This is a genomic window from Flavobacterium kayseriense, from assembly GCF_014305095.1.
Lineage (GTDB): Bacteria > Bacteroidota > Bacteroidia > Flavobacteriales > Flavobacteriaceae > Flavobacterium > Flavobacterium kayseriense.
Genome location: NZ_JACRUI010000001.1, coordinates 1,133,294 through 1,148,580 on the forward strand (window position 1 = coordinate 1,133,294; position 15,287 = coordinate 1,148,580).

Here is a 15,287-nt window from a genome sequence, read left to right on the forward strand (position 1 = left end):
TACTGTTACTGATACGAATTGTTTTAACTCATTTAACATATTTTTAAAACAGAATTCGATCATTTACGGTAACTTTGTACTCTCAAATAAGAAAATGAAAAAATTCCACATTATATTAATAGTCTTGCTTGGTATCTTTATGATGCCAAGTAATGCTATTGCTTGTGGTACCACTAAAAACGTTTCTTCATATGGTATGGAGATGACTTCAAAAACAAAGAAAAAAGACTGTTGTGATACAACATCTCATTCTAAATCGAAGAAAGAAAAAGGGTGTACGGGAAAATGCGGAATGGGCATGTGTACCTCTAATTCATCTGTAAATACAGCGATTTACTCCAATTATAATTTTGAGGTTCAAGAAACAGTATTCAACTTTAATACTGAAAAACAAACAGTAGAATATATTACTTTTTCCCTATCTGATGGGTTTACTTCTATTTGGCTTATTCCCAAAATAGGCTAGTTAATTTCCTTGACAGCCAATAGTGCGTCAATTTTAAAGCAAATGTGCTTTACAATCATTTCCCTTTTTTCGATTAATAATAAGACGTAATAGTTTTTATATCTATTAGTGCTTTTTATTTTATTCCTTTAAATTAAATAATAAATCATGAAAACATTAAAATCAATAGTGTTAGCACTACTAGTATTGCTATCTACAGTAAGTATCAACGCGCAAATAAAAAATAAAAAAACAGAAACAATTAAAATATTTGGCAACTGTGAAATGTGCAAAGCCAATATAGAAAAGGCAGGAAACGTCAAGAAAACAGCTGAAGTGATATGGGATCAAGATACCCGTATGGCAACTTTGACTTATGATTCGAACAAAACAAATACTGATGAAATCTTAAAGCGAATTGCTTTAGAAGGATACGACAGCGATAAGTTCTTAGCGCCAGATAGTAAGTACAATTCGTTACACGAATGTTGTCAATATGATCGTGAAGCTAAACAAGAGGTTACAATGAATCATAAGGAAAGCGAACACGTTCCGTCTAATACAATAGTAGAAACGCAAATAACAGGAAATCAGTTAGAGGCCGTATATACAAGCTATTTTTCATTGAAGGACGCATTGGTTAAAACAGATCCAGCTACTGCAGCTTCTAAAGCCAAAGAGATGCTTGTAGCATTAGAAGCCGTTCAAATGGATAAATTACCTATGGATGTCCATATGGTGTGGATGAAGGTAATGAAAGATTTGATGGCAGATACTAAAGATATAGCCTCAAATACCGATGTTAAAAAACAAAGAGCTGCTTTCAAAACAGTGTCTACTAATGTGTATGAATTGATGAAAGTGTCAAAATCACATACTACCACCTACTATCAATATTGTCCTATGGTAAAAGCGAACTGGTTAAGTAAAGAAGCAGCAGTGAAAAACCCTTATTATGGTGCATCAATGTTAACTTGTGGTTCTACTGTTGAGACTATTAATTAACATAGGTAGACTATTTAAATTAATGCTTTATGTTTAAAATACAAAATCTTATTCTCGTGTTTTCTCTGTTTTCCGTTTTTTCAACTGCATTTGGTCAACTAAAAATAGGGGACAAATTGCCAGAAATTCAACTGCAGAATAATAAAGACGTAGCAATCGATTTACAATCCTATCAAGGAAAAGTTGTTTTGGTCGATTTTTGGGCTTCATGGTGCGCTCCGTGTAGAGTAGCTAACAAAAGAATGGCTCCTTTTTACAATCAGTATAAATCAAAACAATTTGAAGTTGTGGCTATATCTGTCGATACCGACAAACTGAAATGGACTAATGCGATTGCAAAAGATAAACTAGAATATGTGCAACTGTTAGATCCTAATGGGTTTGATGCCAAGTCTGCTTTGCTTTTTGGCGTCGAACAACTGCCTAGCTCTTATTTATTTGATAGTTCAGGGGCCTTAGTAATGATCAACCCAACAGAGGAAGAAATTGTACAACTAATTAATAAAAAATAATATGAAAAATATAAAATTAAAAACTATCCTATTAACGGCTTTCGTTTTACTACTAAGTCTGCCCTCTAAAGCACAAATCTCAAAAGCTGAAATAATTGCTACGGGTTTAACTTGTTCTATGTGCTCTAATGCGATTAATAAACAATTGAAGTCTATGGCTGAGGTTGAAAATGTTAGTACTGATTTGAACACAAATACGTTTGTAGTTACGCTGAAGGATAATAGCGCTTACACTGCAAATACTTTAAAAGAAAGTGTGGAGAAAACTGGGTTTTTTATTGGATCAATGGTGTTAACTATTGATTTAGGAACTGTAAAAATTACAGAAAGTCAAAAAATCACAAAGCAAAGCGGTAGTTATATTTTTGTTAACGGTGGTGAAAAATCAGTTAATGGTCCTGTAAGAGTTCAAGTTCTAAACGAAGGGTTTGTTACCAAAAAAGAATTTAAAAAATCAGCTAAACTGCAAGCCAAATATGCTGATGTCGTAGCTCAAGAAAACACCTATTTAATAAAATCAATCTAAATGAAATATTTTGTAATGCTATTTTTGACATTATTTTCTTTTCAAGTAAATGCTCAAGAATTATTTGTAATGACGGAGCCTGCAAGTAATATGCCTGCAGGTTCAATAGGTGTTCGAAATACTAATATGTTAACATTTAAAAACGAAGGTGGTACTAATTATCATAATATGCCTGAGGTAATGTGGGGTGTAGATAGGAACTGGATGATACATGCAACTGCTTTTTTAAATAACCGGCAGGGAGATTTAATGTTTCAAGGTGGTAGTCTCTACGCAAAATATCGATTTTTTTCCAGTGATGACCTTCATAGTCATTTTAGATTAGCGGCATACGGAAGAGTCAGTACGAACAATGCTCCCATTGATCAGGAGGAAATAGAAACCCTAGGGATGAACTCAGGTTATGAAACGGGAATTGTTGCTACTAAGTTGATTAATAAAACAGCTATTAGTACCTCATTAAGTTATGAGCGAGCGCTAAACAATAATACGTATCAATTCCCAAGTCTGCAAAGTAACAGTGCAATGAATTATACACTCTCTATAGGTCAGCTACTACACCCTAAGGAGTACACCAGCTTTAAGCAAACGAATGTAAATGCTATGGTCGAATTTTTAGGACAACGCTTAAATGAAAATGGGAAATCTTATTTAGACGTCGTACCTTCGCTACAGTTTATAATTAATAGCCAAGCAAGAATTGATTTAGCTTACAGACAGCAAATTTATAGTGATATGAATCGTATCTCTAGTAATAGTGTTCTGGTTAAGCTAGAATATACTTTTTTTAATGTGACGAATTAATTAAAAACCAGACCTAGTACACAATAAAAAACTTTTTAAATTTTATCAAAATGAAAAAAATAATTCTTTCAGCAGTCCTTTTTGGACTGGTAATGGTAAGTTGTAAGCAAGAGGCTAAACAAGATACTGATGAAGTTGCAGTTGAAACAAGCGCAGAGCAATTTTCCTGCCCTATGCATCCTGAAATTACTGGAAAAAAGGGAGACGTTTGCACAGAATGTGGGATGAACTTAGAAGTAGTTAAACCCGAGGCTGAGAAAGAAAAAGTTGAAAAAACAACTCCAGTTAGTGCCGAAGTAAAAGCTTCACTTTCTACTGATGCAATTGTTGCTGATTATTTAGCTGTAAAAAATGCTTTAGCAAAAGATGATTCTAAATTGTCTGCCACTTTAGCAAAAAAAATGAGCACCACTGTAAGTACTACTGATGCTTCTAAAGTGAATGCAAACTTAAAAGATAAATATGCTGCTATTGCTGCAAGTGCAGCCAAGCAATCTGCTATTATTGCAGATAATACAGGTAAGATCGATGTTCAAAGAGCAGCATTTGCAAATTTAAGCAATGATATAACGGATTTAGTAGCTGTTTTTGGATCAAATAAAAAGCTTTACCAAGATTATTGTCCTATGTATAATGAAGGTAAAAATGGCTATTGGATAAGTGAACTTAAGGAAATTAGAAATCCATATTATGGATCTGAAATGTTAGAGTGTGGCGGAATGATAAAAGAAATTCAATAATATTCCCAAATTTTTATACAATCTTAAAAAATCCTATCTTTATAATAAAGTTAGGATTTTTTGGTAAAAATAGATTTTACATGAATTTATATATAAAAAATATGGTTTGCGGTCGTTGCGAAACGGCAGTAAAAAAAGAGCTTGATAGTATGAATATTCCGTATTCTGACATACAGCTTGGAGTGGTTGAGCTCAATCGTACTTTAGAGGAAGAAGAAAAAGAAGAGCTTTCCAAAAATTTAAAGACTCTTGGTTTTGAATTGCTGGATGATAAAACCAGTCAAACTATTGCGCGTATTAAAAACCTGATTGTAGATCTGGTACATTATCAAAATGTAAAGCCTAAAATTAATTTGTCTACCTATTTGTCGGCGGAGCTGCTACAAGATTATGGTGCTATCAGTACTCTTTTTTCGGAAAACGAAGGAGTCACTATCGAGCATTATTTTATTGCTCAAAAGATTGAAAGAGTAAAAGAGTTGTTACTGTACAATGAATTGACATTGAGTGAAATTGCCCATCAGTTACATTATAGTACGGTGGGACATTTGAGTAATCAGTTTAAAAAGACTACAGGTATTACACCTACTGCATTTAAAATATCCAATAAAGTGGCGCGCAAACAATTAGATGCTTTATAAATCATGTAAATGCTTTCCATAATTGTGTAACGCTTTTGCCTGTTTTTATTCCGAAATTTGTTAAAAATAATTAAAAGTGCGTACATATGACACATAAATATATAATTACAGGAATGAGTTGCAATGGTTGCCGAACCAAAGTAGAAAAAACGTTGAATGCAATTGAAGGTGTTGAAGCTTCGGTTTTATTAGAGGATGCAACTGCAACAATCACTATGGAAAAGCACGTTCCTACTGCTCAAATGCAAGAAGCTTTAAGTGTAGCAGGGAATTATACGATCGAAATGATTTCTAATGGAGGGCACGGCCATTCTGATTCGGAGATGCAAGCTGTTACAAAAAAGTCCTGTTGTAGCACCACGTCTACGAATGATAAATCAGATCAGCACCATCATACAGCGCCAGGAAAGTTTTATTGTCCTATGTTTTGCGAGGGCGACAAGGTATATGACAAAGCAGGAGATTGTCCTGTTTGCGGTATGGACTTAGTGCAACAACCCGTTCTTAACGTAAGACAACAGTACACTTGCCCTATGCACCCCGAAATTGTTCAAGATGCTCCAGGTGATTGCCCAATTTGCGGAATGGATTTAGTACCAATGAAACCTACGGAATCAGAGGATAATAAAACATACTTGGATTTGCTGCGCAAGATGAAAATAGCAAGCGTCTTTACATTACCTATTTTTATCATCGCCATGTCAGATATGATCCCCAATAATCCTTTGATGCAGGTTATGGATCATTCACAATGGAATTGGGTGCAGTTTGCTTTATCGCTTCCAGTCGTTTTTTATGCCGCATGGATGTTTTTTGTCCGTGCTTGGAAATCAGTAGTCACATGGAATTTAAATATGTTTACTCTTATCGGAATTGGTTCGGGGGTAGCCTTTTTATTTAGCGTCATTGGATTGTTCTTTCCAGAAATCTTTCCGCAGGAGTTTAAAACAGAGATGGGAACAGTTCATTTATACTTTGAAGCAACAACAGTAATTTTAACATTAGTTTTACTTGGGCAACTACTAGAAGCAAAAGCGCACAGCAAAACTAGTGGTGCGATCAAGGAATTATTGAAATTAGCCCCTACTGAGGCAACTATAGTGATAGAGGGAAAAGATAAAGTAATTTCTATTCATGATATCAATAAAGGAGACTTCTTGCGTGTAAAACCAGGAGAAAAAATACCAGTCGATGGTAAAATTACTGACGGGTACAGCACCATAGATGAATCCATGATTTCTGGAGAGCCCATTCCAGTTGATAAAAATGAAGATGATGCCGTTATTGCAGGAACAATTAATGGTAATAGGTCCTTTGTTATGGTAGCAGAGAAAATAGGATCAGAAACACTGCTTTCACAAATTGTACAAATGGTGAACGATGCGAGTCGCTCCCGAGCACCTATTCAAAAACTAGCCGATAGAATAGCTAAGTATTTTGTTCCTATAGTAGTTGGAGTGTCTGTGCTTACCTTTTTCATTTGGGCAAAGTTTGGACCAGAGCCTAATGCATTGATTTATGGGTTTATTAATGCCGTTGCCGTTTTAATTATTGCTTGTCCTTGTGCTTTAGGATTAGCAACGCCTATGTCAGTAATGGTGGGAGTAGGTAAAGGAGCGCAATCGGGAGTTTTGATCAAAAACGCCGAAGCATTAGAAAATATGAATAAGATTAATGTTTTGATTACAGATAAAACGGGAACGATAACAGAAGGAAAACCATCAGTTGAAAAAGTTTTTGCAACGAGTAATAATGAAGACGAGTTACTGCAACTCATCGCATCGCTAAATCAATATAGTGAACACCCTTTGGCGCAAGCCATTGTAAATTATGCCAAAACCAAAAAAGTAAGTGTAGTTGAAGCCAAAAACTTTGAAGCCGTTACAGGGAAAGGTGTTGTTGGAACCGTAAATGGAAAAAAAGTTTCGCTAGGAAACAAAAAGTTAATGGATGAAGTGGGAGCGACAATTACTGCCGATTTAGAATCAAGTATTATCGCTGAACAAAAACTAGGAAAGACAGTCTCGTACATTGCTAAGGATGGTGTGGGAGTTGGTTTTGTATCGATTTCCGATGCGATTAAAGCATCTAGTAAAGAAGCAATTGAAAAATTAATGAGTGAGGGTGTAGAAGTAATTATGCTGACAGGCGATAACGAAAACACGGCAAAAGCTGTTGCTGATGCAATAGGTTTGACCTCCTTTAAAGCGAGCTGTTTGCCTGAAGACAAATTGAGAGAAATTAAAAATTTACAGTCCGAAGGTAAAATTGTTGCTATGGCAGGTGATGGAATAAACGATGCGCCAGCTTTGGCACAAGCCGACATTGGTATCGCTATGGGAACAGGGACGGATGTAGCGATTGAAAGTGCTAAAATAACTCTTGTTAAGGGTGATTTACAAGGAATCGTTAAAGCCAAAAAATTGAGTCACGCAGTAATGAAAAATATTAATCAAAATTTATTTTTTGCCTTCTTTTACAATGTCCTTGGAATACCAATTGCAGCAGGAGTTTTGTATCCTTTTTTTGGGATTTTGCTTTCGCCAATGATCGCGGCGCTGGCAATGAGTTTTAGCTCGGTTTCCGTCATTGCGAATGCCTTACGACTGAGAAGAATTAATATATAATTATAAAACACAGTATTATGGAAAAAGAAAATGAACATACTAAAAGTAATAAATACACAAGATTTTTCTTGATGTTAGGTTTGTCATTTGTAGCGATGTATGTTACAATGTATCTGAATACCTATTCGATAGACCACGTGTATTTTAGCCTTACTAGATTTTACATGACCTGTTTGGGTATCTCCACAATGGCAGTTATAATGCTTTTGTTTATGTGGGGGATGTACAATAACACAAAGAAGAGCACAGCAATATTATTGGGAAGTTTGATTTTATTTAGTGCTGCTTTATTCCTTGTTAGGGTTCAAAAACCAATTGTTGGTGATGTATTATGGTTAAAAGGAATGATTCCTCATCATTCAATAGCAATCTTGACAAGTGAACGAGCGGATATAAAAGATCCCGAAGTTAAAAAGCTTGCTAACGATATTATAACAGCTCAAAGGAAAGAAATCGAGGAAATGAAAATGATTTTAAAAAGATTAGAAAATGATAAATAATAAAATAATAATTTTCGTCGTGTTTTTATTCCTAGCTAATAAGTCAATAGGTCAAAAAGTAGTACGATACGATTTGTATGTTAAAGACACGATAGTTAATTTCACAGGCAAAGACAAACATGCCATTGCTGTAAATGGCCAAATTCCCATGCCAACATTAACATTTACGGAGGGAGATATAGCCGAAATCTATGTCCATAACGAAATGGAGGTAGGAACATCTTTGCATTGGCACGGCTTGTTTTTACCCAATAAAGAGGATGGTGTGCCGTATCTAACTCAAATGCCAATTGCACCACATACTACCCACAAGTATAGTTTTCCCGTGGTGCAAAGCGGTACGCATTGGTATCATAGCCATTCTGGTATGCAAGAGCAAATAGGGATGTATGGGGCTTTAATTTTGAATAAAAAATCTGATGATCCAACCTTTAGAAAGGGGATTGATGATATTCCTCAAATTCCGGTTGTTTTAAGCGAATGGACCGATTACGATCCGGACAATGTACATCGCATGTTGCACAACGCTTCAGACTGGTTTGCCATAAAAAAAGGAACGACACAAAGTTATGCCGAAGCAATTAGTGCGGGTCATTTTAAAACAAAATTAAATAACGAATGGAAGCGCATGCTGGCGATGGACGTAAGTGATGTGTACTATGATAAATTTTTGATAAATGGAGAAAATGAGAGTCAGCTTTCTCAATTTAAAGCAGGTGATAAGGTACGACTGCGCATTTCTAATGCAGGCGCTTCCTCTTACTTTTGGCTTACCTATGCAGGAGGAAAAATCACTGTCGTTGCTAATGACGGGAATGATGTAGATCCTGTTGAAGTGGACCGATTGATTATAGGAGTGTCAGAGACTTATGATGTGGTTGTGACTATTCCCGCCAAGAATACTTCCTATGAATTTTTAGCTACTCCTGAAGATAGAACAAAATCAGCTTCTCTGTATATAGGAGGCGGAATCAAGCAATTGATCGATCCGTTACCGAAGTTAAAGTATTTCGAAGGAATGAAGATGATGAATGACATGATGAATATGAATGGTACCATGAATGATATGGGTATGCAAATGAGCCTGCAAAAGATGGATATGAATACAGTAATGTATCCTGAGATTAGCGGTCAAGCACCTATCATGATGCATGGAAAATCAGGTGGAATGAAAATGAAAATGAAAATGGAAATGCAAGAGCCTAAAATGGATCAGTCCGCTCATGCTATGGCTTCTACAGACATTACTACATTGAATTACAGTATGCTAAAAGCACCACAAGTCACCACCTTGCCAAAAGATGCTCCTGTTCGAGAATTGCGTTTTGAATTAACAGGAAACATGAACCGCTATTTGTGGAGCATGGACAATAAAGTACTTTCTGAAACCGATAAAATTTTAATTAAAAAAGGAGAAAACGTTCGTATTGTTTTATATAATAATTCCATGATGCGCCATCCTATGCATCTTCACGGACATGACTTTAGAGTATTAAACGGTCAAGGCGATTATGCGCCATTAAAAAACGTTTTAGACATTATGCCGATGGAAACGGACACGATAGAATTTAATGCTAATGTCGATGGCGATTGGTTTTTTCATTGTCATATTTTGTATCACATGATGTCAGGAATGAATAGAGTATTTAGTTATGAAAATTCAGCTCCTAATCCCTTATTACCAGACAAAGCAGCTGCTTATAAAAAATTACAGTCAGAGAGTAACGGGTTACACTTTATGGCAGAAAATGATTTTGCTACCAACGGAAATGATGGGCAAGCCATGTTGCAAAATGCGCGTTGGAGTTTTGGTACAGAATGGCGTTTAGGGTATCATGATGATCATGGTTACGAGTCCGAAACCCATATTGGAAGATATATCGGAAGAAATCAATGGTTCATGCCTTTTGTAGGTTTTGATGCGCGCTATAGAAAGTTAGGAAGGAATGAGGTAGAGGAAAATCTTTTTGGTCAAAAAAGTACTAAGGACAAACGTATCCAAGTAAGTTTAGGAGTTGCTTATACATTACCATTGTTAATAACAGCACAAGCTGAGGTATATCATGATGGAAACATTCGTTTTCAGTTAATGCGAGAAGATATTCCGGTTTCCAAACGACTACGAGCTGCATTTATGGTTAATACCGACAAAGAATACATGGCCGGTTTAAAATATATTGCTGGAAAAAATATTGGTTTCACCACGCATTATGATAGTGATATGGGGATAGGGTTTGGAGTGAATGTGAATTATTAAGTTGCTTTAGATCTAAATATGACCACTTTTTTAAATTTAGGAAAGTACTAATTTGAAAAAGTGGTTTTTCTTGTTTTTATATTAATGCTTGTTATGAGTTACTTACAATTTTTTGTGTTCTTAAATCGGATTATCTTTTACGGTTTTTAGATTTGTCATTTGCAAATGATAAAAATAGTGTTACTTTTGCACCCGAAATGATATTTCAGGGCCCGTTCGTCTATCGGTTAGGACGCATGGTTTTCATCCATGTAAGAGCGGTTCGATTCCGCTACGGGCTACTAAACAGGACAAATGAAATTTACTTTCGTTTGTCCTGTTCTTTTTTTGGAGTAATCCGTTGGTTATCTGAAAGATATAGTTTGCGATTACATTCATTCGAGCGGTTCGATAAGTTTTTCCGTCAAACTCCAATTTTTCGGGGAATATCGAACCAATTATATCCCGTCTTGTTCTGATTTCGCCCTCGCTATACATTTTAGGAATGCTTTCTATGTATTTCAAAGCCCTGTCCAAAGACTTTTCTACGTTGATTTTCTTGGTATCAGAACCGTCCTTGCTCAACTGTTCTTCCAAACTCTCAATCCGTTTCCTACACTCATCTTTGATTTCGAGATATTCCTCGTCATCAATAATTTCAGACAGCAGTTTGTTGCGTGCTACTGATAACCTTGCATTCAGTTTATCTATTTCCTGTGCAATCTGTTTCTTTTCGTCAAACGGATTTTTTGCGAATTTCTTGTAGTTGTCCAACAGAAGTCTTTTTACTATTTGAGAAGTACCGTTCAACGCAAACTGTCGCATACTCTTTTCAAAAATATCGTTGGCTAATTCGGCTTTTTGACGAAAGCCACAAGAGGAAACACAATGATAGTAGTAATAACGGCTTGTTCTTCCTTTGGAAGCACTTCCCGTTAGGTTGCGACCGCATTCGGGACATACCAAGAAACCACGTAGGGGCAAGTTCTCGTCTGAAAGTATTTTGGTATTGGGACGTTCTACCCTTTTGTTTCCGTCCAATATCAGTTGTACCCTATCAAAGAGGTCTTTGGATATAAGTGGTTCGTGCTGACCCTGCACCAAATGTGCTTCTTCGTCCTTGAATTTGGCAATGAATATCTTACCGTAGTACAGCGGATTGCGTACGGCAACGTGAAATGCACTTCGGCTTATAGTTGTCTTGTGCAACTTATTCATTTTTTGCCGTACTTGGTCACAGGCAAACACGCCTTTGGCTATTTCGTTGAAAGCCCACAGCATAGCTGTTGCTTCAGGTTCTTTCGGAGCAATGTATTTTCGTCCGTCCTCTTTGCTTCTATTGATATATCCAAAAGGTGCTCTACCCATCAAACGCCCCTCTTTCCTTGCCCTACGCATACCGTAGAACGTATTCAATGCTCTGCGGTCATTCTCTACTTCGGGAGCAGAAAGATATATGGCAAGCATCATCTTGTTTTCGGGAATGGAGAGGTCTAACGGCTGTTCTACCGCCTGTGGCTCTATACCAAGTTTGTTGAGTGTGCTAATCATTTGATAAGCATCGCCAGCATTACGGCTGAACCTGTCCCATTTGGTAAACAGGATAAGGTCAGTTTTTGAACTTCTCTTTTTAAGGCTGTTCAATAATCTTGTCCATTCGGGACGGTTAAAGGTCTTGGCGGAATGGTCTTCATAAATAACCTGCCCAACAGCAATCTTATTGGTTGCACAGTATCTTTTCAGGCGTTCCTCTTGGTCACGCTGTGAATATCCCTTGTCCGCTTGTTCATCGGTGGAAACACGTATGTATAAATCGGCTCTTTTCATAGCTAATCATTTTTAAGTGGGTATTGACTTTGTGTGGGATTAGCTAAATTACAAAATAAATCATTCGGTGTCAAAGCATTCACGGATAATTATCATTGTGAGGTTGTACAAAAACTCCATAATCAGTTCGGCTGTTTCCTGTTCCACGTCAATACCGACCTCACGGAGAAGCTCCATTGCTTCCTCGATAGGTATTTTTTCTATTTCTTTTCTCTCCTGCATCGCCTAACTCGTTTTGTACTGACTAAATTAATCAGGTAAACAAGTCGGGCTTCCAATGTTGCAGTGAGAGGTAGCATTTGGCGTTCAGTTGCCAAATATTATTATGAAAGAAGTTAAAATCATATTCAAAAAAGAATAAAAAGGTAGCAAAGATAAGGCGGACAGCCACCGCACCGCCCACCAAAAGACTACGGCATAATGGCTTCGCCACCCTTCGGGACTTATTCCGTTTCCTTTTGGTTTTTCCGCTTGTCCGCCTTGTTAAAATGGCTTTCTTTTTTTTCTGTTTTTTTCTTTTGGAAAATAATTTTAAGGGGGAGCAACGCATCGTCAAGATAACCCCCAACCCAAATAAAAGTGGCAGTCAGTGGCACTATTTGGCGTTCATTGTCGTGACTGTAAACAGCTGTTTTTCAAACAGTCTTGCCGAACTTTGCAAATGGAAGCGGTTGGTTTTTTCGGCTAACTCCAATCCGTTCCGCAGAACGGATTTTCTGAACCCCTGTTCAGAGCAAGTTATCTTTTGAGCTACTCGGAATAAATTCCGCATCTCAAAAGCACTTGCCCTTGCAGGTGGCTGAAAACCGCTCCGAAGTCGCAGTTTTGGTTTAACATTAAAATGATTTGATTATGGAAGAAGTGAACAGAAAACAGATTAAAAAGACAGGAAGAAAACCGAAGAACGACCCTGCGGTACATCGGTATTCCATCAGTCTGAACGCAGAGGAAAACGCCAAGTTCCTTGCCCTTTTCGACCAATCGGGAATGAACATAAAGGCACATTTCATTACGGCTTGTATCTTTCAAAAGACGGTAAAAACCGTAAAAATTGATATGAATGCGGTAGAATACCACGCAGGATTGACCAAGTTTTTCGGACAGTTCAGAGGAATAGCAACCAATTACAATCAGATTGTAAAGCTGTTGAACACACACTTTTCGGAGAAAAAGGCATTGGCATACCTCTACAAATTGGAAAAACAGACCGCAGCAATGAAAGAATTATTGCTCAAAGTTTTAATCCTTACCGCAGAATTTGAAAAGAAATACCTAAACAAAGAGTAAAGAAATGGTTGCAAAAATCGGAAAGGGAAGCAATATGTACGGAGCTATTTTGTACAATCAGCAGAAAGTGGAAACGGAAAACGGAGCGGTTCTGTTGCTGAATAAGATACCCGACACAATGGACGGTAGGTATTCCGTTGCGTACTTCAACAAGTGTTTTGAGCCGTATCTGTCTGCCAATATCCGAACGGAAAAGACGGTACGGCACATTTCATTGAACCCCGACCCGAAAGACACGGTAAGCGATGAACAGTTTACCGAAATGGCACAGGAATATATGGAGCGTATGGGTTACGGCAATCAGCCGTATATCGTATTCAAACATACGGACATTGACCGCACGCATATACACATCGTTTCGACCTGCGTGGGCATTGACGGCAGGAAAATCCCCGATGATTACGACCACCCTCGCTCAATGGCTATCTGTCGGGATTTGGAAACGAAATACAATCTGCACAAAGCTACCGAGCAGGAACAGAAACACGACAGCAGAAATTTCAAAAAGGTAGAACAGCAGAAAGGCGATATAAAAAGCCAAATAGCTTCGGTAGTGCGACACCTGCCGAAGTATTACCAATATACAAGCATTGGGACATACAACGCTTTGCTTTCGTTTTTGAATATTACGGCAGAGGAAATAAAAGGCGAACGCAACGGAGAGCCTGTACACGGATTGGTATATTTTGCTTTGAACGACAAGGGAGAAAAGGCAAGCAAACCGTTCAAAGCGTCTTTGTTTGGCAAGCACGCAGGAGTAAACGGATTACAACGGCACTTTGAACAATCCAAAGAGAAGATGAAAACCAACCCTGCGAAGTCTGTTCTCAAAAATTCGGTGGAACTTGCCATTCACACCACAAACAGCGAAAAGGAATTTAAAAAGCAACTTGCCGAACAGGACATTCACACCGTTGTCCGCAGAAACGACAGCGGACGGATTTATGGTATTACTTTTATTGACAATGGTAGCCGTACTGTTTGGAATGGCTCGCAGTTGGACAGAAACCTGTCGGCAAATCTGTTTAACGATTGGTGGAACAACGGAAACAAACCCGCATTGAAAGCACAGGACAGCCCTGTTTCCGATACGAACACGATAGACCACCAACCGACCAAAGACCTTTTCGAGTTTATCACGCAGGAACATTCGCACAGTTCTGATTTGGGATTGTTCAGCCTGTTGCCCCAAGCACAGGGCGAAGATTACGAGGAACAGGATTTTGCCAATAGAATGAAGAAAAAGAAGAAAACAAGACAAAAAAAATAATAGAGATTGTCCTTATTTTCAAAACAAGTTTTAAAATTACTTACCTTTGTTGTATGAAAAAATCAGATTAGCATATTTTTAGGAACATATAATCTCTGTCAAGGCAATAGATGTTGCCCTGACATTCTATTGAATTATTTAATAATAAATGCTAAAAAGATGAATTTTTTCGATAGCCCATTTAAGGGCAAAATAATTAGAGACCATATTACCAACCCCAATATCACGGCTGGGAAATATTCCTACTATTCCGGTTATTATCATGGACATTCTTTTGATGACTGCGCTCGCTATTTATTTCCAGATAGAGATGACGTTGATAAATTGGTCATAGGTTCATTCTGTTCCATAGGTAGCGGTGCAAGTTTTATAATGGCGGGCAATCAAGGGCATCGACATAATTGGATATCCAGTTTTCCCTTTTTTTATATGCCGGAGATTGAAGCATTCAATAAAGCAATTAACGGATTTGAAAACGCGGGCGATACAGTTGTCGGTAATGATGTTTGGATAGGGAGCGAGGCAATGATTATGCCGGGAGTGAAGATCGGTGACGGGGCGGTAATCGGTAGTAGGTCATTAGTCACCAAAGATGTTGCCCCTTACACTATTGTCGGCGGAAACCCTGCAAAACCGATTAAAAAAAGGTTTTCGGACGAAGAGATTCAGATCCTGTTAGATATCAAGTGGTGGGATTGGGATGAAGACATATTGACCGAAGCGATACCTTTAATTTGTTCAGGCAACATACAGTCTCTTTTCGATTTTTACAACCAAGTTGTAAAAATCGAAAAGAGAGATTTCCCGTATTGTTTTTGACTTATATGTAACAACTGCGAAAAGCCTTTCAGTTTTATTGCTGAAAGG

The 15,287-nt window shown here is 37.5% G+C and carries 14 protein-coding genes and 1 tRNA gene; 14 read left to right on the plus strand and 1 reads right to left on the minus strand.

From position 1 onward, the window contains the following. Positions 1 to 94 precede the first annotated feature (94 nt). The 11 genes from H8R22_RS04820 (at position 95) to H8R22_RS04870 (ending at position 10,338) form a co-directional block, all read left to right on the plus strand. Positions 95 to 466: a hypothetical protein gene (locus tag H8R22_RS04820; RefSeq protein ID WP_187008673.1), complete on the plus strand. Its 372-nt coding sequence runs from the start codon at positions 95 to 97 to the stop codon at positions 464 to 466. A gap of 147 nt (positions 467 to 613) precedes the next feature. Further along, positions 614 to 1,450: a DUF3347 domain-containing protein gene (locus H8R22_RS04825; protein WP_187008672.1), complete on the plus strand. Its 837-nt coding sequence runs from the start codon at positions 614 to 616 to the stop codon at positions 1,448 to 1,450. Positions 1,451 to 1,479: 29 nt separating this feature from the next. Further along, positions 1,480 to 1,962, plus strand: coding sequence for a TlpA family protein disulfide reductase (locus tag H8R22_RS04830; RefSeq protein ID WP_187008671.1), 483 nt, complete (start codon positions 1,480 to 1,482; stop codon positions 1,960 to 1,962). A gap of 1 nt (position 1,963) precedes the next feature. Beyond that, entirely contained in the window at positions 1,964 to 2,488 is a 525-nt protein-coding gene (locus H8R22_RS04835; RefSeq protein ID WP_187008670.1) for a heavy-metal-associated domain-containing protein, read from the plus strand. After that, complete coding sequence (locus tag H8R22_RS04840; protein ID WP_187008669.1) at positions 2,489 to 3,292, plus strand: hypothetical protein; 804 nt, start codon at positions 2,489 to 2,491, stop codon at positions 3,290 to 3,292. A gap of 50 nt (positions 3,293 to 3,342) precedes the next feature. Beyond that, a complete protein-coding gene (locus tag H8R22_RS04845) occupies positions 3,343 to 4,032 on the plus strand; it encodes a DUF3347 domain-containing protein (RefSeq protein WP_187008668.1) in 690 nt (229 codons plus the stop codon). Between the two features lie 80 nt (positions 4,033 to 4,112). Continuing rightward, positions 4,113 to 4,673 carry a helix-turn-helix domain-containing protein gene (locus H8R22_RS04850; RefSeq protein WP_187008667.1) on the plus strand — a complete coding sequence of 187 codons (561 nt, stop codon included), beginning with the start codon at positions 4,113 to 4,115 and terminating at the stop codon, positions 4,671 to 4,673. An 86-nt stretch (positions 4,674 to 4,759) separates the two neighbouring features. Further along, complete coding sequence (locus tag H8R22_RS04855; RefSeq protein WP_187008666.1) at positions 4,760 to 7,300, plus strand: heavy metal translocating P-type ATPase; 2,541 nt, start codon at positions 4,760 to 4,762, stop codon at positions 7,298 to 7,300. Between the two features lie 17 nt (positions 7,301 to 7,317). Beyond that, a complete protein-coding gene (locus H8R22_RS04860; protein WP_187008665.1) occupies positions 7,318 to 7,800 on the plus strand; it encodes a DUF305 domain-containing protein in 483 nt (160 codons plus the stop codon). Next, entirely contained in the window at positions 7,790 to 10,057 is a 2,268-nt protein-coding gene (locus H8R22_RS04865; protein ID WP_187008664.1) for a multicopper oxidase domain-containing protein, read from the plus strand. Before H8R22_RS04860 ends, H8R22_RS04865 begins: the two co-directional genes overlap by 11 nt. 209 nt (positions 10,058 to 10,266) lie before the next feature. Further along, positions 10,267 to 10,338: transfer RNA gene (locus H8R22_RS04870), tRNA-Glu, on the plus strand. Here the strand turns inward: H8R22_RS04870 and H8R22_RS04875 are convergent. Continuing rightward, the gene (locus H8R22_RS04875) at positions 10,301 to 11,863 is read right to left on the minus strand and encodes a recombinase family protein (RefSeq protein WP_187009576.1); all 1,563 of its coding nucleotides are present in this window, start codon (positions 11,861 to 11,863) and stop codon (positions 10,301 to 10,303) included. The genes H8R22_RS04870 and H8R22_RS04875 overlap by 38 nt on opposite strands. Before the next feature lie 852 nt (positions 11,864 to 12,715). On the opposite strand from H8R22_RS04875, the gene mobA reads away from it, so the two are divergent. The 3 genes from mobA (at position 12,716) to catB (ending at position 15,239) form a co-directional block, all read left to right on the plus strand. After that, positions 12,716 to 13,150, plus strand: coding sequence for a conjugal transfer protein MobA (gene mobA, locus H8R22_RS04880; protein WP_066679312.1), 435 nt, complete (start codon positions 12,716 to 12,718; stop codon positions 13,148 to 13,150). A gap of 4 nt (positions 13,151 to 13,154) precedes the next feature. Further along, a complete protein-coding gene (mobB, locus tag H8R22_RS04885; RefSeq protein ID WP_066679310.1) occupies positions 13,155 to 14,420 on the plus strand; it encodes a conjugal transfer protein MobB in 1,266 nt (421 codons plus the stop codon). A 159-nt stretch (positions 14,421 to 14,579) separates the two neighbouring features. Then, positions 14,580 to 15,239: a type B chloramphenicol O-acetyltransferase gene (catB, locus tag H8R22_RS04890; protein WP_066679309.1), complete on the plus strand. Its 660-nt coding sequence runs from the start codon at positions 14,580 to 14,582 to the stop codon at positions 15,237 to 15,239. The last annotated feature ends 48 nt before the right edge of the window (positions 15,240 to 15,287 follow it).

Bases quoted from the DNA above. Each gene is read 5' to 3' on its own strand.
- H8R22_RS04820 (WP_187008673.1), top strand. From the start codon at position 95: ATGAAAAAATTCCACATTATATTAATAGTCTTGCTTGGTATCTTTATG.
- H8R22_RS04825 (WP_187008672.1), top strand. From the start codon at position 614: ATGAAAACATTAAAATCAATAGTGTTAGCACTACTAGTATTGCTATCT.
- H8R22_RS04830 (WP_187008671.1), top strand. From the start codon at position 1,480: ATGTTTAAAATACAAAATCTTATTCTCGTGTTTTCTCTGTTTTCCGTT.
- H8R22_RS04835 (WP_187008670.1), top strand. From the start codon at position 1,964: ATGAAAAATATAAAATTAAAAACTATCCTATTAACGGCTTTCGTTTTA.
- H8R22_RS04840 (WP_187008669.1), top strand. From the start codon at position 2,489: ATGAAATATTTTGTAATGCTATTTTTGACATTATTTTCTTTTCAAGTA.
- H8R22_RS04845 (WP_187008668.1), top strand. From the start codon at position 3,343: ATGAAAAAAATAATTCTTTCAGCAGTCCTTTTTGGACTGGTAATGGTA.
- H8R22_RS04850 (WP_187008667.1), top strand. From the start codon at position 4,113: ATGAATTTATATATAAAAAATATGGTTTGCGGTCGTTGCGAAACGGCA.
- H8R22_RS04855 (WP_187008666.1), top strand. From the start codon at position 4,760: ATGACACATAAATATATAATTACAGGAATGAGTTGCAATGGTTGCCGA.
- H8R22_RS04860 (WP_187008665.1), top strand. From the start codon at position 7,318: ATGGAAAAAGAAAATGAACATACTAAAAGTAATAAATACACAAGATTT.
- H8R22_RS04865 (WP_187008664.1), top strand. From the start codon at position 7,790: ATGATAAATAATAAAATAATAATTTTCGTCGTGTTTTTATTCCTAGCT.
- H8R22_RS04875 (WP_187009576.1), bottom strand. From the start codon at position 11,863: ATGAAAAGAGCCGATTTATACATACGTGTTTCCACCGATGAACAAGCG.
- mobA (WP_066679312.1), top strand. From the start codon at position 12,716: ATGGAAGAAGTGAACAGAAAACAGATTAAAAAGACAGGAAGAAAACCG.
- mobB (WP_066679310.1), top strand. From the start codon at position 13,155: ATGGTTGCAAAAATCGGAAAGGGAAGCAATATGTACGGAGCTATTTTG.
- catB (WP_066679309.1), top strand. From the start codon at position 14,580: ATGAATTTTTTCGATAGCCCATTTAAGGGCAAAATAATTAGAGACCAT.